Consider the following 22,553-nt stretch of genomic DNA (forward strand, 5'->3'; position numbering starts at 1 on the left):
CATCGAAGGAGCTTTCAAATGACCGAAAAGAAAACGGAAACCACGGTCGACCGCGTCTACCAAGGGGTTTACGAGGCGATCAGCAAGCGTTCGCTGCGTCCGGGAATGAAACTGGGTGAGGCGTCGCTGGCGGAATTGTTCAATGTCAGCCGCACGTCGGTTCGCGCCGCGCTCAAGCAACTGGAGGCCGACGGGCTGGTCACCACCGAGCCCAATAAAGGTGCGTCGGTGTCGCTGCCCAGCGATGAGGAAATCCGTTCGCTGTTCGAAACCCGGCGTCTGATCGAGATTGGCATCGTCACCGAGCTGTGCCGGCGCAAGGACTCCGCCGCGATGCAGGACCTGCGCGAGCATTTGCTGCTGGAAGATGAAGCCCATGCGGCTGGTGACCACGAGCGGCTGATTCACCTGCTCGGCGAGTTCCACCTCAAACTGGCCCGCAGCCTGAACAACCCGGTGCTGCTCGACTGGTTCCAGAAGCTGATTTCCCGCGCTTCGCTGTATGCTGCCGCACTGGATGACGACAGCCACGAAGCCTGCCGCGACGACGAACACCTGCGGTTGATCGAGTACATCGAGGCCGGTAACCAGAGCGCCGCCATCGAACTGACCTGCATGCATCTGGACGGCATCCAGAAGGCGATTCTCGACGTTGCTGCGAAGCTCAAGACCGGCTACCACCCGCTCAAACACCTGATCGAAGTCTGAGCGTCGGGCAAGGGTGAAATCGGCTATACCTCTAATGAAACCATCGTTGCCCGGCGCGCTCGAAACAGACGGGCGCGACGCTTGACCGCGCAGCGATTGAACCGGATCAACCACAAGGCGTTGAAGCAGCCAATGCAGTTTTTATCCGATAGCCATGGGTGTGACGGCTGGCAAGGCGAGATGGCCGGGCGAATCCGTGCGTTCGACTGGAGCGGCACGGATCTGGGCCCCCTCGAAACCTGGCCGGCCAGCCTGTGCAACACGGTACAACTGATGCTCGCCTCGCCGTTGCCGATGGTCATGCTCTGGGGCCACGCCGGTTACATGATCTACAACGATGCCTATTCGCGGTTTGCCGGCGGGCGTCACCCGTACCTGCTGGGTGTGCCGGTGGAACTGGGCTGGCCGGAAGTCGCCGATTTCAACCGGCATGTGGTCGACACCTGTCTGGCGGGCGGCACCCTGGAATATCGCAACAAGGATCTGGTACTGCTGCGCGACGGCGTGCCCGAGGACGTCTGGCTCGATCTTTATTACAGCCCGGTGGCCAACGACGCCGGGGTTCCGGCAGGCGTCATGGCGATGGTGGTGGAAACCACCGAACTGGTGCTGTCCGAACGCCTGCGCCAGGCCGCCGAAGACGCCTATCGCGCCGACAACGAGCGAGTGCGTCTGGCGCTGAACGCCGGGGCATTGCTCGGTTCGTTTGTCTGGGACGTGAGAAACAATGTGCTGTCGGCGGACGAGCGCTTCGCCCGGACCTTTTCCTTCCCCCCGGATCAAGACCTCACCAACCTGCCGCAGCACATTGCCGAAGCGCACATTCATCCCGATGACCGTCCCTGGGTGCAGGAGTGCGTCGAAAATTCGGTGCGCACCGGCGAGCCCTACAACGCCGAGTACCGGGTGATCCGCGCCGACGGCAGCCATCTGTGGGTACTGGCCAGCGGCTGTTGCGAGTTCGATGAACGGGGGCAACCGTACCGTTTCCCCGGCGTACTGATCGACATCCATGAACGCAAGACCGCTGAGGAGTCCCTGCTCAAATTCACCCGCAACCTTGAGCAGCGCGTGGCTGATGAAGTGGAAGCACGCCTCAACGCCGAAGAGCAACTGCGCCAGTCGCAGAAACTCGAAGCCATCGGCGGTCTCACCGGCGGCGTGGCACACGATTTCAACAATCTGCTGCAAGTGATCGCCGGCAACCTGCACTTGCTGGCGCGGCACGAGCCGAACAATGCCAACGTGCAACGCCGCGTCAGCGCCTCGCTGGCGGCGGTGGAGCGCGGCGCCAAGCTGTCCTCGCAACTGCTGGCGTTCGCCCGGCGTCAGCCGCTGTCGCCGGCGGTGTGCGATCCACGGCAGATCTTCGAAGGCGTCGGCGAATTGCTGCAACGGGCACTGGGAGAAACCATTCAGATCGATGTGCAGTTGCCGGAAGAGCCTTGGCACATCAACGTCGATCGCAATCAACTGGAAAACGCCATTCTCAATCTGGCGATCAATGCCCGGGATGCCATGAAGGGCGAGGGCACCATCGTCCTTGGCGCCGCCAACACATCGCTGGACCGGGCGTTCTGCGCCGGCAAGGGCATCGTGCCGGGGGATTTCGTGCGGGTCTCGGTCAGTGACAGCGGTGTCGGCATTGCCCCGCATATGCTGGAGCAGGTCTTCGAACCGTTCTTCACGACCAAGGCCGATGGCCAAGGCACCGGCCTCGGATTAAGCATGGTGTTCGGCTTTGTCAAGCAGAGCGGCGGGCATGTCGAGATCGACAGCCAGATCGGCGAGGGCACGCGGGTGCAGCTGTATTTCCCGCGCAGTTTGCGGCCGCTGATCAATGAGACGCCTGGCGTGCGCCGTCAGCAGGCCGGTGGCAATGAAACCATTCTGGTGGTCGAGGACAACGAAGCCGTGCGCACTTCATCGGTGGAACTGTTGCGCGAAGAAGGCTACCGCGTGCTGATCGCCGGTAATGGCGACGCGGCCATGCAGATGTTGCTGGAAGGGGCCCGTGTGGATCTGATCTTCACCGACGTGGTCATGCCCGGGCTGATCAAAAGCTCCGATCTCGCCGCCTGGGCCAAGGTGCAAATGCCGCCGGTGGGCGTGCTGTTCACCTCCGGCCACACCCGCGACATCATCTCGCGCAATCACCAGCTCAGCCCCGACACCCATTTGCTCGGCAAGCCCTACGGACCCGAGGCGTTGTTGCAGATGATCCGTGCGGTGCTGAGCGCCTGAGCAATTTCTCTTCAGACCAAGGCTGGCCAATGACTTCCAAGCGCAGCTCAAATTCCGCCGCCGGCATGGTTCGCGTGCGCGGCGCCCGCGAACACAACCTGAAGAACGTTGATGTCGACATCCCCCGGGATGCGCTGGTGGTGTTTACCGGCGTGTCTGGCTCGGGCAAGTCGTCGCTGGCGTTTTCCACCTTGTATGCCGAAGCGCAGCGCCGCTATTTTGAATCGGTAGCGCCCTACGCGCGGCGGCTGATCGATCAAGTCGGCGTGCCGGACGTCGACTCCATCGACGGTCTGCCACCGGCAGTGGCGCTGCAACAGCAACGTGGCACGCCCAGTACGCGCTCGTCGGTGGGCAGCGTGACCACGCTGTCGAGCCTGATCCGCATGCTGTATTCCCGCGCCGGGAATTACCCGGCGGGCCAGCCGATGCTGTACGCCGAGGATTTCTCGCCGAATACGCCGCAAGGTGCCTGCCCCGATTGTCATGGGCTAGGTCGGGTCTACGAAGTGACCGAGGCATTGATGGTGCCCGATCCCGAGCTCACCATCCGCCAGCGCGCCGTGGCGTCCTGGCCGCTGGCCTGGCAGGGACAGAACCTGCGCGACATCCTGGTCACCATGGGCATTGATGTCGACATCCCCTGGCGCAAACTGCCGAAAAAGCAGCGCGACTGGATCCTCTTCACCGAGGAAACGCCGACGGTTCCGGTATACGCCGGGCTGACGCCGGAAGAAACCCGCGTCGCCCTCGAGCGCAAGATGGAGCCGAGCTATCAGGGCACCTTCACCGGCGCCCGGCGCTACATCCTGCACACCTTCACCCATTCGCAAAGTGCGCTGATGAAGAAACGCGTGTCGCAATTCATGCTCGGCAGCCTGTGCCCGTTGTGCGATGGCAAGCGCCTCAAGCGCGAGGCGCTGTCGGTGACGTTTGCCGGGCATGACATCGGCGAGTTGTCGCGGATGCCGCTGCTGCAAGTCGCCGAAGTCTTGAAACCGGTGGCGGACGCGAGCTGGCTGGAACACGCCGATGAAACCGGCGAAACCCTGACCCACAACCAGACCCGCGAAGCCCGACAGCAGCGCGTGGCCCATGGCGCCAGCGGTCACGCCGACGCACCGGACGTGCGCCACACGCCCAACCTGTCGCTGGAAAAACGCCTGGCGGCGCAGCGTATTGCCGAGGATCTGCTGGAGCGGGTCAGCACCCTGACCGATCTCGGCCTCGGTTATCTGGCGCTGGAACGCAGTACGCCGACTCTCTCGTCCGGGGAGTTGCAGCGCCTGCGCCTGGCCACGCAACTGGGCTCGCAACTGTTTGGTGTGATTTACGTGCTTGATGAGCCCTCCGCCGGTTTGCACCCGGCAGACGGCGAGGCGTTGTTCGAGGCGTTGCAGCGTTTGAAGGCCGACGGCAACAGTGTGTTTGTGGTCGAGCACGATCTGGAAACCATGAGTCGTGCCGACTGGTTGATCGATGTCGGCCCGGCGGCGGGTGAAAAGGGCGGGCAGATTCTCTATAGCGGCCCGCCTGCCGGGCTGGCGGCCATCGATCAGTCGCAGACCCGGGCCTATCTGTTCGCCGAGCAACAGCGGTCAGCTCGAACTGCGCGCAAACCTTCGGGCTGGTTGAGGCTGGACGGTGTGACGCGCAACAACCTGAACAACCTCAGTGTCGAGTTTCCGCTGGGCTGCTTTACCTCGGTGACCGGGGTCTCGGGTTCGGGCAAGTCGAGTCTGGTCAGTCAGACGCTGCTGGAGCTGGTCGGGGCGCAGCTCGGTCGCAGCAGTGACGCCGAGCCGGAAGAACTCAATCTGGAAGATGACACGCCGCAAGCCAGTAGCGGCCAGATCAGCGCCGGGCTGGAGTCGATCAAGCGTCTGGTGCAGGTCGATCAGAAACCCATCGGCCGCACGCCACGCTCCAATCTGGCGACCTACACCGGGCTGTTCGACAACGTACGCAAGCTGTTCGCCGCCACCCCTCAGGCGCAAGAGGCGGGCTACGACGCCGGGCAGTTTTCCTTCAACGTCGCCAAGGGCCGTTGCCCGACTTGCGAGGGTGAGGGCTTTGTCAGTGTCGAGTTGCTGTTTATGCCCAGCGTGTATGCGCCGTGCCCGACCTGCCATGGCGCACGTTACAACCCCGAGACGCTTGCGATTCAGTGGCAGGGGTTGAGCATCGCTCAGGTGCTGCAATTGACCGTGGACGAGGCGGTGACGGTGTTTGCCGAGCAACCGGCGATCCGCCGCTCACTGGAAGTGCTGCGCGATATCGGCCTCGGTTATCTGCGTCTCGGACAACCGGCGACCGAGCTGTCCGGGGGCGAGGCACAGCGGATCAAGCTTGCCACCGAACTGCAACGCAATGCCCGGGGTGCGACGTTGTATGTGCTGGACGAGCCCACGACCGGGTTGCACCCGCGAGACGTCGACCGCTTGCTGGAGCAACTGGACAATCTGGTGAGTGCAGGGCACACGGTGATCGTGGTCGAGCACGAAATGCGCGTGGTGGCGCAGAGCGACTGGGTGATCGACATTGGTCCGGGCGCTGGAGATCAGGGCGGCAGGATTGTTGTGGCCGGTACACCGCAGAAAGTGGCGGCGAGCAAGAAAAGCCGGACTGCGCCGTTTCTTGCCCGGGCCTTGAGCCGCTAACTGCGTCGTCAGGGCCGGCCTCATCGCGGGCAAGCCCGCGATGGCGATGTATCAGGCGCCGTCGAGCGTGCGGCGCACCTTGTCCAGCAATTCGCTGATCTGGAACGGTTTGACCAGCATGTCCATGCCGGCGCCGAGGAACACCTGACGGTTGATCGCGGTTTCCGCGTAGCCGGTCATGAACAGGATCGGCAGCCCGTCGCGCCAGCCCCGGGCCACGTCCGCCAGTTCACGACCGCTCATGCGCGGCAGGCCGACGTCGGTCAGCAGCAGGTTGATCGACGGATCGTTCTGCAGGCGCTCCAGGGCGGTTTCGATATCGCCGGCCTGGGTGCAGCGGTAACCGGCGTCCTCCAGCACTTCGGTGACGAACAGCCGCACCGACGGCATGTCCTCGACGATCAGCACATGCTCGCCGGAGCCTTGCGGATCGACCGCTGGTGGCACCAGATCGGCGGCGGTCGGGTCGCTGGTGGCCGGCAGCATGATGGTCACTTCGGTGCCGCGCCGGGCGACGCTGCGAATGTGTGCATCGCCGCCGGACTGACGGGCGAAACCGTAAATCGTCGACAACCCCAGACCGGTGCCCTGACCCAGTGGCTTGGTGGTGAAAAACGGGTCGAACACCTTGTCGATCAGACTGTGTTCGATGCCGGTGCCGTCGTCGCGCACCGACAGCGCAACGTAAGAGCCATCGGTCAGATTCGGGTCGCCATGGGAGTACGCCGCATAGGTGCTGACCCAGATATTGCCGCCCTGCGGCAAGGCATCCCGGGCGTTGATGACCAGATTGAGCACCGCGCTTTCCAGTTGAATCGGATCGACCAGAGCGATGGCCGGTTTGGTGGTCAGCTCAAGCTTGAGGGCGATGCGTTCGCCGATGGTGCGCACCAGCAATTCTTCGAGCGAACGCACGTGATCGTTGATGTCCACCGGCCGGGTGTCCAGTGGCTGTTGCCGGGCGAAGGCCAACAGGCGATGGGTCAGCGATGCGGCGCTCATCGCCGAATTCAGCGCGGCGTCGGCGTAGAACTGCACCTTGTCGAGACGGGCATCGGCGACGCGTTTCTGGATCAGTTCCAGGCTGGTGATGATCCCGGTCAGCAGGTTGTTGAAGTCATGGGCGATGCCGCCGGTGAGCTTGCCCAGAGCATCCATTTTCTGCACCTGCAGCAGTTGCGCTTCGGCGCGTACCCGGTCGGCGACTTCCTTGGCCAGTTGCGTGGTGGTGTCGTCCAGTCGCGCCAGGTGCGAGCGTTCACGGTGACGGTGTTCGGTGACGTCTTCGACGAACACCAGGCTCAGTTCCGGCGTACGGTACGGGGAAATCTGCCACTGGGTTTCGCGGATTTCACCCTGCACGCGCATGTTCAGCGTGCCTTTCCAGCGCTCGCCGTCCACCAGTCGCAGACGCAATTCCTTGAGGATTGCGCCCTGATCTTCGGCAAAGCACTCGTCGAGGATCTGCGCGTCACGGTTGTCCTGGATCAGTTGGGCAAAGGCGTGGTTGCACTCGTGGACTTTCAGGGTTGCATCGATGACCGCAATCGGCGCCGAAACATTGACGAAGATTTCCCGGAAGCGCGCCTCGCTTTCGCGCAGGGCATTTTCCGTGTCGCGCACCCGCAGCAGGGTGCGCAGGGTTGCCAGCAGCACGTCCGGGTCCACCGGGTGAATCAGGTAGGCGTCGGCCCCGGCGTCGAGGCCGGTGATGATGTCGCCGGTCTGGATCGACGCCGCCGACACATGGATCACCGGAAGCAGGGCGGTGCCGGGATCGGCGCGCAATTCGCGGACAATATCGAAGCCGCTCATGTCCGGCAGGTTGACGTCGAGAATCAGCGCATCCAGTGCCTCGCTGGCGATCAATGCCAGGCCTTCGCCGCCGGTGCCGGCCTCCAGCACTTCGTAGCCGTGGCGCTCCAGGCGCCGGCGCAGGGCGTAGCGGGTGGCGACGTTGTCGTCGACGATCAACAGGCGGATGTCATGTTTCATCGACGTTCTCCAGAGCGATCGCCAACGGGATGATCACAAAAAAGGTCGAGCCGACTCCCGGTGCGCTTTCCACGCCGACTTCGCCGCCCAGCAGCTCCGCAAAACGCTTGCACAGGGATAATCCGAGTCCGGTGCCGCGCAGGCGTTTTTGCAGCGGCGAATCGACCTGGGAGAAGTCTTCGAACAGGGTGCCGTGCAACTCCGCAGCGATGCCGATGCCGGTATCGCTGACGGCGAAACGCACTTTGTCCTGACCTTCAAGCCGTGCCGAGACCCGGACTTCGCCGCGAGTGGTGAACTTCAGCGAGTTGGAAATGAAATTGCGCAGGATCTGCGCCAGCTTCTTGTCGTCGGTGTACAGGCGCGGCAGGCCTACCGGTTCTTCGAAAATCAGGTCCACCGACGTGGCGTCGACAATCGGTCGGAACATCCCGCGCAACGCCGCGAACAGGTCGAACATGTCGAACCACGCCGGGGAAATGGTGATGCGCCCGGCTTCGATTTTCGCCAGATCGAGCAGGTCGTCGACCATGTCGCTGAGTTCACGGGCGGCGCTGCTGACGAACGCTACCTGCTTGTGTTGCTCGGGGCTGAGCGGGCCGTCGAGTTCGTCGGCCAGCAGGCTGTTGATGCTCAAAATCGAGCCCAGCGGCGTGCGGAATTCGTGGCTCATGTACGACAGGAAGCGGCTTTTCAGGTCCGAGGCCTGGCGCAGTTGTTCGGCCTGGGTGTCGAGTTCGGCGTACAGGGCCAGTACACCCTGATTGGTTTCGTCGAGTTCTTCGCGCAGTGCCGCGGTTTCGCTCTGCAACTGGGCGATCAGCGCGGTCTGTTCTGCGCTGCTCAAAGTCGGGGACTCAGCCATGGGCGGCCTCCAGGGCAACGACCAGCACCGTTACATCGTCGCGGCCACGACAGAAGTCGCGGTGCAGGACGGTGGCTATCACGGCGGGATGGCGATGCACCAGGCCGGGGTAGTCTTGGAGGTTCCAACGGGACTGCAAGCCGTCGCTGTACATGATCAATAGATGTCCATTCACGTGAGCATAGTCAAAGGGCCGGGCTTTCCGGTATTGGCCGCCGACGATCCCCGGGTGCGAGGCCAGCCCACGGGATTTGTCGGCGCTGACGAGGCTGGCGCCGATGTTGCCGATACCGGCGAAGCTCAGGCTGTCGCGCTCGCCATGGAACTGCGCAAACGCGACGGCACCGCCCCGAGTGCCGATCATTTCCCGGTGCAGGTCTTCCATCAGCGTCGCCGGGGCCGCGAAGGGATCCAGGGCAAAGGCTTTCTCCCCGGCCCGGGCCGCGCGTTCGGCGTCCTCGCCGTGGCCCAGACCGTCGACGATCAGCGCGCTGATACTGTTGCGATCCACCGCCAGATGCCAGACATCACCGCACGCCGGGTCGTTGTGCAATGAGTGCTGGCTGACGCCGTAGCGCAGGTCCGGCGTCTGGTCATTGCGTGGATAAAGGCGTGCGAGCAGCACCGCACCCCGGGCATCGGCGTGCACGTCGAAGACTTCAGTTTGTCGGGCCACCGCGCCCAGCCCGATGCCCTGGGTGCCGCCGGTGGAAAAGCCATCCATCATGCAGGACTCCAGATCGAAGCCCTTGGCCCGGTCCACCGCCAGCATCTCGATGCCGAAACCGTTGGCGCGGGGCAGGGCGCGCAGGTGCAACTCGCCGACACCGGCGTGCTTGAGCACGTTGCTCGCCAGTTCCGTGGCCACCAGCGCCACCCGTCCGGCATCGCGCTCATCGAAGCCGTGAGATTCGGCGAGCTGCTGGGCGGTGCGCCGTGCATGGCCGATCTGACTGCTGTCTTCGATCAGCAAGACCTGGGTCAACGACCCGCTGATGTTCATGTCCATCGGGTGATCGTTATGCGAGTGCCTTTGCCGGGTGCGGTGTCCAGTTCGAATTCGTCCACCAGCCGCTTGGCGCCGGTCAGGCCCAGGCCCAGACCGCTGCCGGAAGTCCAGCCATCGGTCATCGCCAGTTTGATGTCGGGAATGCCCGGGCCTTCATCGCGGAAGGTCAGGCGCAGGCCGACCTTGTGGTTGTCGTCGAGGATCTGCCAGACCATGTCGCCGCCCCCGCCATACACCATGGTGTTGCGCGCCAGCTCGCTGACGGCGGTCACCAGTTTGGTCAGGTCGATCAGGCGCATGCCGCACTCGGTGGCCAGTTTGCGCGCCAGTTGCCGGGCGAGCACCACGTCCTGCTCGAGGTTGATCGGTTGCGTACCGCTGCTGCGCACCGTCATTGCTGGCGTACTCGTTCCTGAAGCAGTTTCATGCCGCGCTCGACATTCAGCGCGGTGCTGACGCCGGGCAGGTTGAGGCCGAGTTCCACCAAGGTGATCGCCACCGCCGGCTGCATGCCCACCAGCATGGTTTCGGCGTCCATGATTTTCGACAGGCCGGAAATGGTGCCGATCATCCGGCCGATGAACGAATCGACCATGTCCAGCGCCGAAATGTCGATCAATACTCCGCGCGCCGAGGTCTTGCTGATGCGCTCGGACAGATCGTCCTGCAGGGTGAGGGCGAGCTGGTCATGCATGTCGACCTGGATGGTCACCAGCAGGAAGTCGCCCATCTGGAGAATCGGGATACGTTCCATCGGTTAAACCGTCTTGGCGAGAGTGATGCCCAGGCGGGTCAGGGCCAGTTTCAAGGCGTCGGCCAGGTTGGCCTTGGTCACCACGCCTTGCAGGTCGAGACCGAGGTGCACGATGGTCTGGGCGATCTGCGGACGCACGCCGCTGATGATGCAGTCAGCGCCCATCAGGCGGATCGCGGTGACGGTCTTGAGCAGGTGTTGGGCAACGAGGGTGTCGACGGTCGGCACGCCGGTGATGTCGATGATGGCGATTTCCGAACCGGTGTCGACGATGCGTTGCAGCAGCGACTCCATCACCACTTGCGTTCGTTGCGAGTCGAGGGTGCCGATCATCGGCAGCGCCAGTACGCCGTCCCACAGCTTGACCACCGGGGTGGACAGCTCCAGCAATTCTTCCTGCTGACGCTTGATCACCGCTTCACGGGATTTCTGGAAGGTGCGGATGGTGTGCAGGCCGAAAGCGTCGAGCAGTTCGGAGATTTCCCAGAGTTGTTCGGCCAGTAGCGCCGGTTGATCCTGGTAATGGTTTTGCAGCAGCGCGAACAACGGGCCTTTGAGCGAGAAGATGAAGCTGGCGGTTTGTTGCGAGTCCTGACCGAGCAGCGCGCGGCTGTGGGAGAGCTTTTCAAGGAACTGACGGGTGGCCTCCCAGCCGGGGGCGGCAATGTTGGTGCCGCTGTCGCTTTCCAGCCCCGTGACCACCAGTTGCAGGAATTCGCTGGTCTGTTGCTGTATGTCGTGTTCCTTGAGGTTGCGGGTGGCGCCGCTGGCCTGCAGTCCGTTGATCCATTCGCCCAGCAGTTGTGCCTGTTTGTTTTTAATCGCATCGAGTGTGCTGTTCTGCAGTGCTGCCATGTGCGTCGTGCTCCATTGCGAATTGGGGGCCGGTTCTTCGGAAAATGACCGGCGCGAAGTGAATGACCCTGGCCGTTCGAAATAGTTGTTCGTTCCTGTGAGGATATTTTTGATCCGGCGCAAGGAATGCCCCGTTAACTCTAGTTGGCGTGGCCGGTGACGCCGATCTTTCGCACCTTTGAATGCCCAATAAAAAGAGGCCGCGTCCAGTGGAGGCGGCCTCTTGGCTTGCTTTGCGGTTATTTGGAGGGGTGTTTGGCCTGCAGCTCCTTGGCGGCTGCCAGGTGTTTTTCCAGGCCGGGCAGCATTTTCTGGGCAAAGCCCTTGAGCTCGGTGGCGCCCTTGACCTGGTCGTCGGTCACGGTGTTGGCTTCTTTCTTGAACAACTCGATGGCTTCTTCGTGGGCCTTGACCTGGTTGTTGGCGTAGGCGGCGTCGAAGGACTCGTCGCGCATGTCGAGGATCTTCTCCTTGGCCTGTTTCACGAGGGTGGTGGAGTCCGGAACCTTGATGTCGTGGGCCTGGGCAATGGCCGCCAGTTCATCGTTGGCCTTGCCGTGGTCGGTGATCATCATGTTGGCGAAGTCCTTGATGTCCGCCGACTGGCTTTTTTCCAGGGCCAGGCGGCTGGTCTCGATCTCGGCGATGCCACCGGCCGCCGCGTTATCGACAAAACTGTTGGAGGTGGCGGCGAAGGCGCTGCCCATGCCGGTACTCAGCGCGACGGCGAGGGCGAGATGACGCAGGTTGAATCCGTCCATTGGTGTTTCTCCACGCAGATGTTTTGGGGGTGTTACTCAATGGAGGGAAGCCTGCGGCGTAAGGTTTTATCGTATTTGCTTCAGGGCGACGAACGGCCACCGCTGGTCTGACAGGTGGTCGACAGAAGGGTACAACCAAGGCCATTCTGGTAATGGCTGACGCAATCGGTCGCGTCGGCTGCCGATCAATTGACGGAGGTGTTCCATGCCGGTGACCCATGACCTGTATCAGGACTTGAAGCTTACGAAGGAAGAGATCCAGCAACGACGCACCGAGGATCCACATCTGGACGCACTGATCAACAAGTATTCCCAGGCGGACGCCGAGGTCGTCAAGGCCGAGACGGCAGCTTCGGACGCGCCCAGTGATGACGCACTGAAGAAACTCAAAGAGAAACGCTTGCAGGTCAAAGACAAGATCGTCGAGCAATTGCAGGCTCGAACCTGACCGTCAGTCGCGCCATCGACCTTCGGGGGTGGCACGACTGGAACGACAGCCACGACGGGCACCTCGAATGTACAGAGTCTTCACATAGCGACTCTTTGCGAGGTGCCTTATGAAAGATCCAAAATTTCCCAGTGAAGAGCAGGGTGCATTCGACCCGGTTCCCACTCATCCCGAGCCCAACAGTCCGGCGCATACCGTCCGCCATCCGGAAGAAAAGCGGAAGGACGACGAGGTGCCGGAAGATGAAGACCCGGACAAATTCGATCGGTCCAGCAATTGACCGTCCGCCATCGCTGGCCAGTCGAGTCGACGCGGATTCCGGGGCCTCACTTCAAAGCAGCCTCCAACGGCATCCGCGCCATGTGCGTGGCTTTCAGCGAGCCGAAATACAACCAGTCGCCATACTCGCGCGCCGTGGTGATCGGCGAGTAATTGCCGTCGCTCGCATCCTGCAAGTTCGCGATCACCTTGCCGTCCAGATCCAGCGCCAGCACGAACCCGCGTTTTTCCACCGGTTTGGGCACAACGGTCATCGCCCGCACGATCATCTTGCGCACGAACGGATGCCCGGCGGTGCCATCGAGCAGCGGATTGCGCGGCGTGTACAGCGCCACCCAGAAACGGTCCCGGCCATTGAAGGCGAGGTTGTCCGGCAGCCCCGGCAGGTTGTCGATGAACAGGTCATGGGTGCCGGCCTTCGGCCCGGTCAGCCAGTAGCGGCTGATGCGGTAGGCGCCGGTTTCGTTGACCAGCACATAGGCGTCATCCGGGCCGAGGGTCACGCCGTTGGCGAACTCCAGTTTGTCGAGCAGGACGCTGGTCTTGCCGGTCTGGAAGTCATAGCGCAGCAGGCGGCCGTCGCCGCCGTGCTCGATGATCGCCTCACCATCATGGCCGTAACCCCAGCGACTGCTGGCATCGCTGAAGTAGGCGTAATGCCCGGATTTGTCGATGGCCACGTCATCGGTGAAACCGAATTTCAGGCCATTGGCTTCAGTGGTCAGCGCGGTCAACCGTCCTTGTGCATCAAGGGACAGCAAGCCCTTGACCCCGTCGGCAATCACCAGCAAACCGTTGGGATGCCGCGCCAGGCCCAGCGGACGCCCGCCGGTGTCGGCGAGTACCTGTCGCTTTTGGCCGTCGAGGCTGGTGCGCAGCAGGCGCCCGTCATGCAGGCCGGTGATCAGAAAGTCGTCCTCCAGCAACAGCGCTTCGGGGCCTTCGATATCGCCCGGGCCGACCTGCTTCGCACTTTTGAGGCGTTGATTGTCCGCGTAGACCCCTTCAGTCAATGAGGGGGCTGCTTGCGGCTTCCACGCCACCGGCTCGACTTTGGTCGGCATCAGCAACAGGAAGGCCAGAATCAAAATCACCAGCAGCAGGATCAGCTGGCGCAGCTTCACACGTGGGCCCCCGCGAGTGCCAGATGCCGGGTCGCCATATCGCGCAAGGCCAGCATCGAGGCCGCCGACTCACGTTCGATACGGCGCTTGAGCAACAGCTGATTGGCGATGCGCATGCCCAGGCTCTCGAAGCGGTAATCCAGAGTACGTACGAAAGCCGTTCCTTCGCCTGCGGCCGAACATTCGTAGGTCAGATGCAATGACAATCCATGATCGCCCTGAGCCCGGGCACACCAGCGCCGCCCCGGCAGGTATTCGGTGACTTCCCAGCTCAAATGGCCTTCGCGGCCACCAGCATGAATGTCTTCCTCGAAACGCGCGCCGGCATGCAACGGCCCGGCGGGGCCGTCGATTTTCAGCGAGGACGGATGCCACTCGGGCCAGCGGCTGACGGTGGCGGCGTAGGCGAGTACGGCAATCGGCTCGCCGGCGATGTCGATCGGATGCTGCATGCGGGTCATGGGCGTTCTCGAATCGGTGAGGGGGACGGATTCCGGCTCCCAGTAGAGGGTGCCGAACAGGTAATCCATCAACGGCAGGACGATATTGAAATTGCGCTCCTGCATGCGTTCACGCCGGTGATGTAATTCGTGCAGACGGCGCATCTGGCGAATCCATGGCAGACGACTAAACGGATGCTTTTCCGGCAAGTGCTCGCAGGCGTGAAAGACCTCATAGGTCAAATAACCCAGCACCATGCAGCCGCCGAACAGCCCGGCGACGTTGGCGTTGACCTGTGCGAACAGCCACCACAGGGGCAGGGTAATCACCAGCGTGTGCACCACGATCAGCCACGCCGGAAACAGGATCACCCGCCAGTCGCGGGCGCTGTCCCAGGTCATGTGGCCTGGGGTGAAGAAGCTGTGATGGTCACCGGCATGGCGGGCGTAGAACATCTTGGCGAAGGCTTTCTTGTGATGCCCGAGGTGGCGGTGCACCACGTACACGCCGAAATTGAAGAACAGCAAGGTCAGCGGCACCGCCAGCCATTCCAGCGGACGCACCTGCTGCACGCTGCTCCAGAACGCGCCGATGGCCAGCACGCCGAACAGCAGCACGAAGGTACCGTGCAGCCACGGGTTGTACAGCGGATGAATCGCCGCGCGATAGCGGCTGCGAAATGCCTCGGTGGTCTGCCTCACTGCGGTCACCTGCGGATATTGTCGTTATCCCGGCAGATTAGCCGATCCCGCCGTTCGTGCAGGGTCTACCTTGAGGTCACAACTGCCATGCTCCGGTGCATAGCGGTCGTCAGCTCAACGGGTTCCAGCGCTGGGACCAGTCGTCGTCGGCCTTGATCACTTCGCGCAGCAGATCGAACGCCTGTTGCAGGGTCGCCGAATCACGGTCGCGGGAATAGACGAGGTAGGTCGGATAGCCGAATTCCGGGGCTTTGGTCACGACTTCCAGTGCGCCGCTTTCCAGGTAGGTGCGAACGACACGGGTGCGGAAGTAGCCGCTGCCGCCGTTCTCCAGAATGTATTGCAAAGCCAGCGGGCCGAGGTTGAAGCTCAGGGCGGCCTTGGCTTTTTCCGGCAATGCGGCATCGTGCTGACGGCGGAAGTCGGTGCCCCAGTCGATGTATACGTAGGGAGCGGGGCGGTTGGGTGTCCGGACCAGAATCAGTTTCTCTTCCAGCACTTGCTCGACCTGCAGGCCCGGCCAGTATTCCGGCTGATAGACCAGCGCGGCGTCGAGCACGCCGAGTTCCAGCTGACGCAGCAGATTCTCGCCGTCACGGATGTCCATGCGCAGGGCATGGCTGGGGATTTTCTCGCGCAGTTCAGCGGCCCAGCTGAGCATCAACGGGTTGCACAGGCTGACCTCGCCACCGATGTGCAGCACGTTGTCGTAGCCCTCGGGCAGCGGCAGGTCGCGGCGCGCGGCTTCCCAGGTCTGCACCAGCTGATTGGCGTAGACCACGAACGCCTCGCCGTTGGCAGTCAGCCGCGCACCGGCGCGGTTGCGCACGAACAGCGTGCTGCCCAACTGGCTTTCGAGTTTTTGTACGCGGGCGGTGATCGCGGTCTGGGTGACGAACAGCTTTTCCGCCGCCGCAGCGAGGCTGCCGTGGCGGACGATTTCCAGAAAGGTGCGGGCGAGGTCGATGTCCATAGGGGCGCCGTTGTCTGAGGTGCCCGCATTGTAAGGCAAAAGCGCCCTCACCCTAGCCCTCTCCCCGAGGGAGAGGGGACTGACCGAGTTGTCTTGCGCTATACGCCGACCTGAAAGACCGAGTCGATTTTGGATTCAAAGCAAATCTTTCAGGTCGGCGTACTTCTTCAATATCCCCCGATCGGTTCCCTCTCCTGGGGGAGAGGGCTAGGCGGGCGGCGTTCCGATGAGGGGAAAAGCAGACGCCGCCGATCAACCGGCGAGCTCAGCCTCACGCACCCGAGCCCAATCCTCCACCAACCGCGCCGGCGTGCAGCACGTCTTGCGCTTGTACACGAAATTGCGGCGCTTCTCGGCAAACTGATTGCGGTTGTACAGCATGTCTTCCTGCATCTCTTGCAGCTCGCTTTCGCGGCATTGGCGGATCAGCTCATGATCGACCCGCAGCTTGCGTTCACGCACCGCCGCATACGTCGGATCGGTCAGTACCGAATTGGCCCGTTGCAGCAACCACAAACCAAACTCGTCCGGGCAGCGCGGGCCGATTTCCTGGACCATGCCCAGTTGCAACGCCTGAGCAGCGCTGACTGGCAGGCAGGCCTGAGTCAGTTGTTCGGCCATGGCCGGGCCGACGGCGCGGGGCAGGCTGTAGGTCCAGTATTCCGAGCCGTACAGGCCCATGCTCTTGTAATGCGGGTTGAGCACGATATCGGCGCGGGCGAACACGATGTCAGCCGCCAGGGCGAGCATCACGCCCCCGGCGCCGGCATTGCCGGTGACCCCGCTGACCACCAGTTGCCGTGCGCTGAGCAATTCGGCGCAGACATCGTCGATGGCCTGGATATTGGCCCAGGCTTCGGCGCCCGGATCTTCGGCAGCCTGAATCACATTCAAATGCACACCGTTGGAAAAACTGCCGCGCCCGCCCTTGACCAGCAGCACCTGGGTGTCGCGGGATTTGGCCCAGCGCAGCGCCTCGACCATGCGTTGGCATTGCTCGGTGCTCATGGCGCCGTTGTAGAACTCCAGCGTCAGCTCGCCGACCCGCCCGGACTCGCGATAGCGGATCGGCTGATAGGCCTCATCGCTGAATGGCGCGTTGGCAATCGACCAGTCCAGCACCGGTACATCCGCCAATTGCCCGGCCAGAACATGCCGCGCCGGACGCTTGAAGGTTTCTTCACCCGGTTGCGGTTTGCGTCGCAGCGAGCCGATCCACAGGCTGTGATCACCGGTCGCCACCAGTACCGCATCGTCGTGTACCGCAAGGATTTCGCCAGGGATGCCGGTGCGCTGATCGAGGTGCGCGTCATACACGTAATACTGACCGCCGGCGAGGCTGGCGAGTACGCCGGGCTGGCCGTCCGCCGCGTCGATGCAGCGCTTGATGAAACGCGAGCAGTCGTGCCAGCTGAAGGTGCGGTCGTCCTGTTTCATGTTCGGTTGCAGACAGCCGCGAACCTTGGGATCGGAGTAATCCAATGGCATCGGGACGAAACCATCGATGAATTTCTCCACCACTTCGCGGATGCAACGGATCGCCGCGTCGCTGACCCGGCCGTTGTACAGCTCGGATTTGCGCAGGCCTGCCGGCAGGTTGAATTCGCAGGTGGCCCAGACCGGGCCGGCGTCCATTTCTTCCACCGCTTGCAGCGCGGTTACGCCCCAGGTTGGCAGCTCACGCATGATCGCCCAGTCCAGCGCGCTGGCGCCGCGATCACCGACGATGCCGGGGTGAATGATCACCACCGGACGTTGCAGATTGCTCCACAGCGCATGGGGCACACGGTCCTTGAGGAACGGACAGATCACGAGATCAGCGCCGCTGTTTTCGATCTGCTCGCACACGGCGGATTCGTCGGTGAACAGCACCACGCTCGGCGAATGGCCTGCCTGACGCAGGTCCAGCCAGGCACGTTGGGTCAGGCCGTTGAACGCCGAAGACAGAAGAATGATGTTGAGTGATCGCATGATTGCTCTTCCTTGAAAGGTCAGCCGCAGGCTCCCGGTGAGCCGTCCGTGGCTATCGATGGAGGCGCAAGGTTAGAGAGTGGCGTGGCGGGCGCCACTGATCGAGATCAACGTTGTGTCAGCCAATGTTGCCGTGGCGACAAAGCGTCTTATACTCAATGGTTTGCATATCCTGATTTTTTATTACTTCAAATGTCCGCGACGCTATTGCACAGTCGCAGCCCTGATCAACGCCGGACGATCCCGGCGTATCCATGGATTTTCGCAGCGGGTGGAGCCCGTTTTCAGGGAGTAAGGCATGGGGAGTCACAACCCGCATTACCAGCTCATCGGGCAAATGTTCCAAAAGGACTACCGATGGTTATGCGCCGCCGTCAGCCGTACCCTCGGCTGCCCGCACAGCGCCCAGGACATTGCTTCGGAAACCTTTCTGCGGGTGCTGGCATTGCCCGATCCGCTGGCCATTCGCGAACCTCGCGCACTGCTGACCACAATTGCCCGGCGTCTGGTCTACGAAGGCTGGCGCCGGCAGGATCTGGAGCGTGCCTATCTGCAAAGCCTGGCGTTGGCGCCGGAGCCAGTACATCCGTCACCCGAGGAACGGGAACTGGTGATCGAAGCGCTGCTGGCGGTGGATCGCTTGCTCAACGGCTTGTCAGCGAAGGCCAAGGCTGCGTTTCTCTACCATCAGCTCGACGGTCTGACCTACAGCGAAATCGGCGAGCGCCTCGGTGTGTCCACCAGTCGGGTGCAGCAGTACATGGTCGAAGCCTTCAAACGTTGCTATCAGGCGATGCAGGCATGAGACCAGACGAAACGCTGATCGACGAAGCGGCGCAATGGATGGCGTTGTTGCAGTCGGGCGACGTCAGCCTGCAAGAACGTGCAGCCTTCGACGCCTGGCGTGCAGCGGATCCACGGCATCAGCAGATCATCGAGCAAATGGGTGGAGGACTGAATCTGTTGCGCCATGCGAACCTGCGCGGGCTGCCCCGTGAGAGTGTGCTGCACAGCCTGAATGCGCCCTCCAGCAGCCGTCGTCGATTCATCAGCGGCAGCCTGAGCGTGCTCGGCGTCACGGTGTTGGCCGGGTTGCTCGGGCGACGTTATGGCTGGTTGCCCGAGGCCGGCGAGTTGTCGACCGGAACAGGCGAGCGACGCGAATTCACGCTGGAAGATGGGACCACCTTGATGCTGAACGCCCTCAGCCGCGTGGTGCCGCGATTCGACAGCGCAGAGCGTCTGCTTGCGCTGCGCAGCGGGGAACTGCTGGTCGATGTGGCGAAAAATCCGGCGCGGCCGTTTGTGGTCGAAACCGGACACGGGCGGATGCGCGCCCTCGGTACGAAATTCCTGGTGCAGCGCGCTGAGGATTCGACGCGGCTGGTGATGCTGCATTCGCAGGTCGAAGTGGTCACTGCCGGCGGCGCGCGGCAAGTGGTGGAGGCGGGCGAAAGCCTGTTGTTCAACGAACGGGAAATCCTCGCTCTGGAGCGCAGCAAGGGACAGGAAAGCGCCTGGGTTCAGGGACGTCTCGAAGTGCGTGACCGCCCCTTGAGCGAAGTCATCGACAGCCTGCGCAGCTATCGTCGCGGGATTCTGCACCTGAGCCCCGAAGTCGCGGATCTGCGCCTCAGCGGCCTCTATCCGCTGGACGACAGCGACCGCACCTTGCAGTTGCTCGAACGCTCGCTGCCGATTCGCGTCACCTGGCACAACCCTTACTGGGTGAGCATCGAAGCGCGGTTATAAAACCATAACTTCCCGGTCTATCCGCCCCCCTATAAAAAGCGCCGGCCCGCTGCTCATTCCCTGCAGACGCCTTCAACAGGGAAGCCCCTCGATGTTCTTATTCAAACAACAATCAACCCGCCTGACGCTGGCCGCCGCGCTGGCGATGGGCATCGTTCCTTTGGCCGTTCTGGCGCAAGATGCCGCCACTCAGGTGTTCACTTTCGACATCGCCCCAGGTGCGCTCGACGAGGTGCTGCTGGACATCTCGCGCCAGACCGGTGTGCCGATTTCCTTCAGCCAGAATCTGGTGCAGGGCAAGCGCAGCAGTGCAGTGCGCGGTGCGTTGGGCGGTCGGCAAGCCGTAGAGAAAGCCTTGCTCGGCAGCGGACTGCAAGTGGAGCAGGGCACTCAGGGTTTGAGCATTCGTCAAGCCGACGCGCCGAGCACCGCGCCTGTGAAAGCCGCCGCCGTGGCGCCCGCCAGCAGCGCCGATTACCGCATGGAAAAAGTCACGGTCACCGGATCGCGGATCGCCCGCGCCCAGTCCGATGGGGCGACACCGGTCAACGTTATCACCCATGAGGAAATGGAAGCGCGGGGCTACAAGAACGTCTACGACGCCCTCGCCACGCAAACCCAGAACACCGGCATGACTCAGGGTGAAGACTATGGCAACACCTGGCAGCCGGCCGCCAGCGCACTCAACCTGCGTGGTCTTGGACCCAACCACACGCTGGTGTTGATCAATGGCCGGCGGGTTGCCGATTACCCGACGCCGTACGACGGCAAGGTCAACTTCACCAACCTGGCGAACATTCCTTCGGCGATCATCGACCGCATCGAAATCCTCAGCAGCGGCGCCTCGGCGATCTACGGTTCGGATGCGATTGCCGGGGTGGTGAACATCATCCTCAAGGACAAGATGAATGGCGTCGACGTGAACCTCAAGGGCGGTACCAGCGAGCGTGGGGGCGGTGACAATCAGCGCTTGCAGATCAGCGGCGGCGGAAGTTGGGGTGACTTCGACGGCCTGTTCGGGCTTGAGCTGACCAATCGCGATCCGATCTGGGCCGATGACCGTGGCTTCATGCAGAGCGGCCCGCTGGCGGATGTCGGATACCGTCGCGACCTGAGTAATAACCGGTACCTGGGACCAGGCTGCGGTGCCTATCAAGGCACGTTCGACAACAAACTGTTCAACAATGGCGGGCGTTGCCGCACCGACCAGATGTACAACGATTACTGGACGATCCAGACGCAAAAGGAAAACTACGACGGCTACACCCGCGGCACCTGGCATTTTAGCGACAGCGGCCAGGTGTTCGCCGACCTGATGTACGGCCTCGACCACATCCAGAACAACACCCGTGGCCCGACCTTCACGTCGCCGGACTTCATCAACCAGAACAGCGGCAATCTGGAGCGTTGGTATCGGCGTTTCGGTGAAGAGGAAATCGGCGGGCGTACCAGCAACAACAGCAAGTGGCGCGACACCTCATGGACTGGCACCCTGGGGCTTTCGGACAAAATCGCCGACACCGGCTGGCACTATGATCTGGCGGCCAATCGTTCGGAATACAAAAGCGTGCGCACCACACGCTATACGCCGCTGTCGTCGATCCAGGATTTCTACTTGGGTCCGCAGCTCGGTACACGCGGCGGTTACCCGGTGTTCTCTCCGGATGCTTCACGTCTTGATCGACCGCTCACACCGCAGGAATGGCAGCAGTTTCGCGGCAACCTGACCCAGAGCAGCAAGTCGGTGTCCACCAGTTACAACGCCTCGGTCAATGGCGACCTGTTTGACCTGCCGGCCGGCCCGGTCGGATTTGCCGGCGTACTGGAAGCGGGCAAACAGGAATACCGCATCGACCCGGACGACAGCCTGAATGACGGCAGTTTCTATGGTGTGACGCCTGCACAAAGCTCCGGCGGTTCGCGCAAGCGCTACGCGGCGGGCGGTGAGTTCAGCATTCCGGTCACTGACACTGTGCTGGCGACAGCGGCGGGGCGTTGGGACCAATACAAATTCAGCGGCCGCACCGAGCAGCAGAAAACCTACAACCTCGGCCTGGAGTGGCGGCCGATCACCAGCCTGCTGCTGCGCGGCAGTTACGGCACCAGTTTCCGCGCGCCGGACCTGAACTACATCTACCAGTCCGACAGCAACGGCTACTACCCGGCGCAGATCGACTACTACGGTTGCAGCCAGGGCGTGGAGGGCGCCTGTGATCGCGGGCGTGTCGATTACACCCAGAGCGGCACGGCGGATCTGGCATCCGAACGCGGAAAATCCTGGACTTACGGGTTTGTCTGGTCGCCGTCGCGCAACTTCGATTTCTCCACCGATTTCTGGAGGGTGGAAATCGATGACCTGCTGACCACCGTCGACGAAAACCGCCTGCTGCAGGAAGAGAACGAATGCCGCAACGGCACCCAGGACATCAACTCGGCCAACTGCCAATCGACTCTCGCTCGTGTCGATCGCAATCCCGGCAATGCCGCCGTCGATCCCAATCAGTTGCAGCGAGTGCGGGTCAATGCGATCAACGCCGCCAGCGAGCGGGTCAGTGGTCTCGATTTCAAGAGCAACATTCGCTGGGGTGCCGGGCAGTACGGAGCGTTCAGTTCGGCGCTGGGATACACCTTGGTGCTGTCGCATTTCTACAAGGAATCCGACGACGCCCCGACCCAGGATTTGCGCACTTCGCGCAGCAACTACGACTGGCGCAGCAAGGTCAACGCCAGCCTGACCTGGGATTATCAGAAGGCCACGGCGACCCTGATGGGCATCCGTTATGGCTCCGTCACCAACGGCGCGGGCGACGGGCGCCTGTCACCGTGGACAGTGTTCAACGCCAGTGCGCGCTATCGCTTGAACGACCGGGCAAGTGTCGGACTGACCGTCAACAACCTGCTTAATCAGGTCAAGCATGACGACTCGGCCGGCTGGCCGTATTACCCCACCGGCAACTACGACCCGTATGGGCGGCAGTGGTGGCTGGATGTGAGTTATCACTTCGGGGGATGA

19 protein-coding genes are annotated in these 22,553 nt (G+C 62.5%); 8 read left to right on the forward strand and 11 right to left on the reverse strand.

Annotated elements, in window-relative coordinates:
* Nucleotides 1-18: 18 nt before the first annotated feature.
* The 3 genes from ACKLNA_RS03905 to ACKLNA_RS03915 all read left to right on the forward strand — a co-directional run bounded on the left by ACKLNA_RS03905 (nt 19) and on the right by ACKLNA_RS03915 (nt 5,612).
* Nucleotides 19-708, forward strand: coding sequence for a GntR family transcriptional regulator (locus ACKLNA_RS03905; RefSeq protein WP_085710119.1), 690 nt, complete (start codon nt 19-21; stop codon nt 706-708).
* A 132-nt stretch (nt 709-840) separates the two neighbouring features.
* Nucleotides 841-2,952, forward strand: a complete 2,112-nt coding sequence (locus ACKLNA_RS03910; protein ID WP_408984923.1) for an ATP-binding protein — start codon at nt 841-843, stop codon at nt 2,950-2,952.
* Nucleotides 2,953-2,981: 29 nt separating this feature from the next.
* A complete protein-coding gene (locus ACKLNA_RS03915) occupies nt 2,982-5,612 on the forward strand; it encodes an excinuclease ABC subunit A (RefSeq protein WP_408984924.1) in 2,631 nt (876 codons plus the stop codon).
* Between the two features lie 51 nt (nt 5,613-5,663).
* Here the strand turns inward: ACKLNA_RS03915 and ACKLNA_RS03920 are convergent, their stop codons facing one another.
* The 7 genes from ACKLNA_RS03920 to ACKLNA_RS03950 all read right to left on the reverse strand — a co-directional run bounded on the left by ACKLNA_RS03920 (nt 5,664) and on the right by ACKLNA_RS03950 (nt 11,851).
* Complete coding sequence (locus ACKLNA_RS03920; protein WP_408984925.1) at nt 5,664-7,607, reverse strand: response regulator; 1,944 nt, start codon at nt 7,605-7,607, stop codon at nt 5,664-5,666.
* Entirely contained in the window at nt 7,597-8,472 is an 876-nt protein-coding gene (locus ACKLNA_RS03925; protein ID WP_408984926.1) for a sensor histidine kinase, read from the reverse strand. The genes ACKLNA_RS03920 and ACKLNA_RS03925 overlap by 11 nt, the downstream gene beginning before the upstream one ends.
* On the reverse strand, nt 8,465-9,475 hold the full coding sequence (locus ACKLNA_RS03930) for an ATP-binding protein (protein ID WP_408985549.1): 1,011 nt from the start codon (nt 9,473-9,475) through the stop codon (nt 8,465-8,467). The genes ACKLNA_RS03925 and ACKLNA_RS03930 overlap by 8 nt, the downstream gene beginning before the upstream one ends.
* Nucleotides 9,472-9,876 carry an anti-sigma regulatory factor gene (locus ACKLNA_RS03935; protein ID WP_408984927.1) on the reverse strand — a complete coding sequence of 135 codons (405 nt, stop codon included), beginning with the start codon at nt 9,874-9,876 and terminating at the stop codon, nt 9,472-9,474. The genes ACKLNA_RS03930 and ACKLNA_RS03935 overlap by 4 nt, the downstream gene beginning before the upstream one ends.
* Nucleotides 9,873-10,235, reverse strand: coding sequence for an STAS domain-containing protein (locus ACKLNA_RS03940; protein ID WP_007959463.1), 363 nt, complete (start codon nt 10,233-10,235; stop codon nt 9,873-9,875). The genes ACKLNA_RS03935 and ACKLNA_RS03940 overlap by 4 nt, the downstream gene beginning before the upstream one ends.
* Before the next feature lie 3 nt (nt 10,236-10,238).
* A complete protein-coding gene (locus tag ACKLNA_RS03945; protein WP_408984928.1) occupies nt 10,239-11,090 on the reverse strand; it encodes an STAS domain-containing protein in 852 nt (283 codons plus the stop codon).
* Between the two features lie 239 nt (nt 11,091-11,329).
* Nucleotides 11,330-11,851 carry a DUF4142 domain-containing protein gene (locus tag ACKLNA_RS03950; RefSeq protein ID WP_408984929.1) on the reverse strand — a complete coding sequence of 174 codons (522 nt, stop codon included), beginning with the start codon at nt 11,849-11,851 and terminating at the stop codon, nt 11,330-11,332.
* Between the two features lie 205 nt (nt 11,852-12,056).
* Here ACKLNA_RS03950 and ACKLNA_RS03955 point away from each other — a divergent pair, with 205 nt between their 5' ends.
* Nucleotides 12,057-12,299, forward strand: coding sequence for a YdcH family protein (locus ACKLNA_RS03955; RefSeq protein ID WP_085710111.1), 243 nt, complete (start codon nt 12,057-12,059; stop codon nt 12,297-12,299).
* A 109-nt stretch (nt 12,300-12,408) separates the two neighbouring features.
* A complete protein-coding gene (locus ACKLNA_RS03960) occupies nt 12,409-12,579 on the forward strand; it encodes a hypothetical protein (RefSeq protein WP_167443776.1) in 171 nt (56 codons plus the stop codon).
* A gap of 46 nt (nt 12,580-12,625) precedes the next feature.
* On the opposite strand, the gene ACKLNA_RS03965 is transcribed toward ACKLNA_RS03960, so the two are convergent.
* The 4 genes from ACKLNA_RS03965 to ACKLNA_RS03980 form a co-directional block, all read right to left on the reverse strand.
* Nucleotides 12,626-13,642 carry an SMP-30/gluconolactonase/LRE family protein gene (locus tag ACKLNA_RS03965; RefSeq protein WP_408985550.1) on the reverse strand — a complete coding sequence of 339 codons (1,017 nt, stop codon included), beginning with the start codon at nt 13,640-13,642 and terminating at the stop codon, nt 12,626-12,628.
* 56 nt (nt 13,643-13,698) lie between these two features.
* Complete coding sequence (locus ACKLNA_RS03970; protein ID WP_408984930.1) at nt 13,699-14,844, reverse strand: sterol desaturase/SRPBCC family protein; 1,146 nt, start codon at nt 14,842-14,844, stop codon at nt 13,699-13,701.
* Between the two features lie 109 nt (nt 14,845-14,953).
* Nucleotides 14,954-15,817, reverse strand: coding sequence for a LysR family transcriptional regulator (locus tag ACKLNA_RS03975; RefSeq protein WP_085710108.1), 864 nt, complete (start codon nt 15,815-15,817; stop codon nt 14,954-14,956).
* A gap of 252 nt (nt 15,818-16,069) precedes the next feature.
* Nucleotides 16,070-17,788 carry a hydrogenase maturation protein gene (locus tag ACKLNA_RS03980; RefSeq protein WP_408984931.1) on the reverse strand — a complete coding sequence of 573 codons (1,719 nt, stop codon included), beginning with the start codon at nt 17,786-17,788 and terminating at the stop codon, nt 16,070-16,072.
* A 298-nt stretch (nt 17,789-18,086) separates the two neighbouring features.
* Here ACKLNA_RS03980 and ACKLNA_RS03985 point away from each other — a divergent pair, with 298 nt between their 5' ends.
* The 3 genes from ACKLNA_RS03985 to ACKLNA_RS03995 all read left to right on the forward strand — a co-directional run bounded on the left by ACKLNA_RS03985 (nt 18,087) and on the right by ACKLNA_RS03995 (nt 22,553).
* On the forward strand, nt 18,087-18,593 hold the full coding sequence (locus ACKLNA_RS03985) for a sigma-70 family RNA polymerase sigma factor (RefSeq protein WP_085710106.1): 507 nt from the start codon (nt 18,087-18,089) through the stop codon (nt 18,591-18,593).
* Nucleotides 18,590-19,540 carry a FecR domain-containing protein gene (locus tag ACKLNA_RS03990; protein WP_408984932.1) on the forward strand — a complete coding sequence of 317 codons (951 nt, stop codon included), beginning with the start codon at nt 18,590-18,592 and terminating at the stop codon, nt 19,538-19,540. Before ACKLNA_RS03985 ends, ACKLNA_RS03990 begins: the two co-directional genes overlap by 4 nt.
* Before the next feature lie 91 nt (nt 19,541-19,631).
* A complete protein-coding gene (locus tag ACKLNA_RS03995; protein WP_408984933.1) occupies nt 19,632-22,553 on the forward strand; it encodes a TonB-dependent receptor domain-containing protein in 2,922 nt (973 codons plus the stop codon).

It is taken from the genome of Pseudomonas sp. UV AK001, assembly GCF_046097675.1.
Lineage (GTDB): Bacteria > Pseudomonadota > Gammaproteobacteria > Pseudomonadales > Pseudomonadaceae > Aquipseudomonas > Aquipseudomonas kribbensis.

Coding starts and splice junctions, on each gene's coding strand:
- ACKLNA_RS03985 (WP_085710106.1), top strand. CDS start 18,087: ATGGGGAGTCACAACCCGCATTACCAGCTCATCGGGCAAATGTTCCAA.
- ACKLNA_RS03945 (WP_408984928.1), bottom strand. CDS start 11,090: ATGGCAGCACTGCAGAACAGCACACTCGATGCGATTAAAAACAAACAG.
- ACKLNA_RS03925 (WP_408984926.1), bottom strand. CDS start 8,472: ATGGCTGAGTCCCCGACTTTGAGCAGCGCAGAACAGACCGCGCTGATC.
- ACKLNA_RS03950 (WP_408984929.1), bottom strand. CDS start 11,851: ATGGACGGATTCAACCTGCGTCATCTCGCCCTCGCCGTCGCGCTGAGT.
- ACKLNA_RS03990 (WP_408984932.1), top strand. CDS start 18,590: ATGAGACCAGACGAAACGCTGATCGACGAAGCGGCGCAATGGATGGCG.
- ACKLNA_RS03935 (WP_408984927.1), bottom strand. CDS start 9,876: ATGACGGTGCGCAGCAGCGGTACGCAACCGATCAACCTCGAGCAGGAC.
- ACKLNA_RS03920 (WP_408984925.1), bottom strand. CDS start 7,607: ATGAAACATGACATCCGCCTGTTGATCGTCGACGACAACGTCGCCACC.
- ACKLNA_RS03915 (WP_408984924.1), top strand. CDS start 2,982: ATGACTTCCAAGCGCAGCTCAAATTCCGCCGCCGGCATGGTTCGCGTG.
- ACKLNA_RS03975 (WP_085710108.1), bottom strand. CDS start 15,817: ATGGACATCGACCTCGCCCGCACCTTTCTGGAAATCGTCCGCCACGGC.
- ACKLNA_RS03980 (WP_408984931.1), bottom strand. CDS start 17,788: ATGCGATCACTCAACATCATTCTTCTGTCTTCGGCGTTCAACGGCCTG.
- ACKLNA_RS03960 (WP_167443776.1), top strand. CDS start 12,409: ATGAAAGATCCAAAATTTCCCAGTGAAGAGCAGGGTGCATTCGACCCG.
- ACKLNA_RS03955 (WP_085710111.1), top strand. CDS start 12,057: ATGCCGGTGACCCATGACCTGTATCAGGACTTGAAGCTTACGAAGGAA.
- ACKLNA_RS03910 (WP_408984923.1), top strand. CDS start 841: ATGCAGTTTTTATCCGATAGCCATGGGTGTGACGGCTGGCAAGGCGAG.
- ACKLNA_RS03995 (WP_408984933.1), top strand. CDS start 19,632: ATGTTCTTATTCAAACAACAATCAACCCGCCTGACGCTGGCCGCCGCG.
- ACKLNA_RS03940 (WP_007959463.1), bottom strand. CDS start 10,235: ATGGAACGTATCCCGATTCTCCAGATGGGCGACTTCCTGCTGGTGACC.
- ACKLNA_RS03930 (WP_408985549.1), bottom strand. CDS start 9,475: ATGAACATCAGCGGGTCGTTGACCCAGGTCTTGCTGATCGAAGACAGC.
- ACKLNA_RS03905 (WP_085710119.1), top strand. CDS start 19: ATGACCGAAAAGAAAACGGAAACCACGGTCGACCGCGTCTACCAAGGG.
- ACKLNA_RS03965 (WP_408985550.1), bottom strand. CDS start 13,642: ATGCCGACCAAAGTCGAGCCGGTGGCGTGGAAGCCGCAAGCAGCCCCC.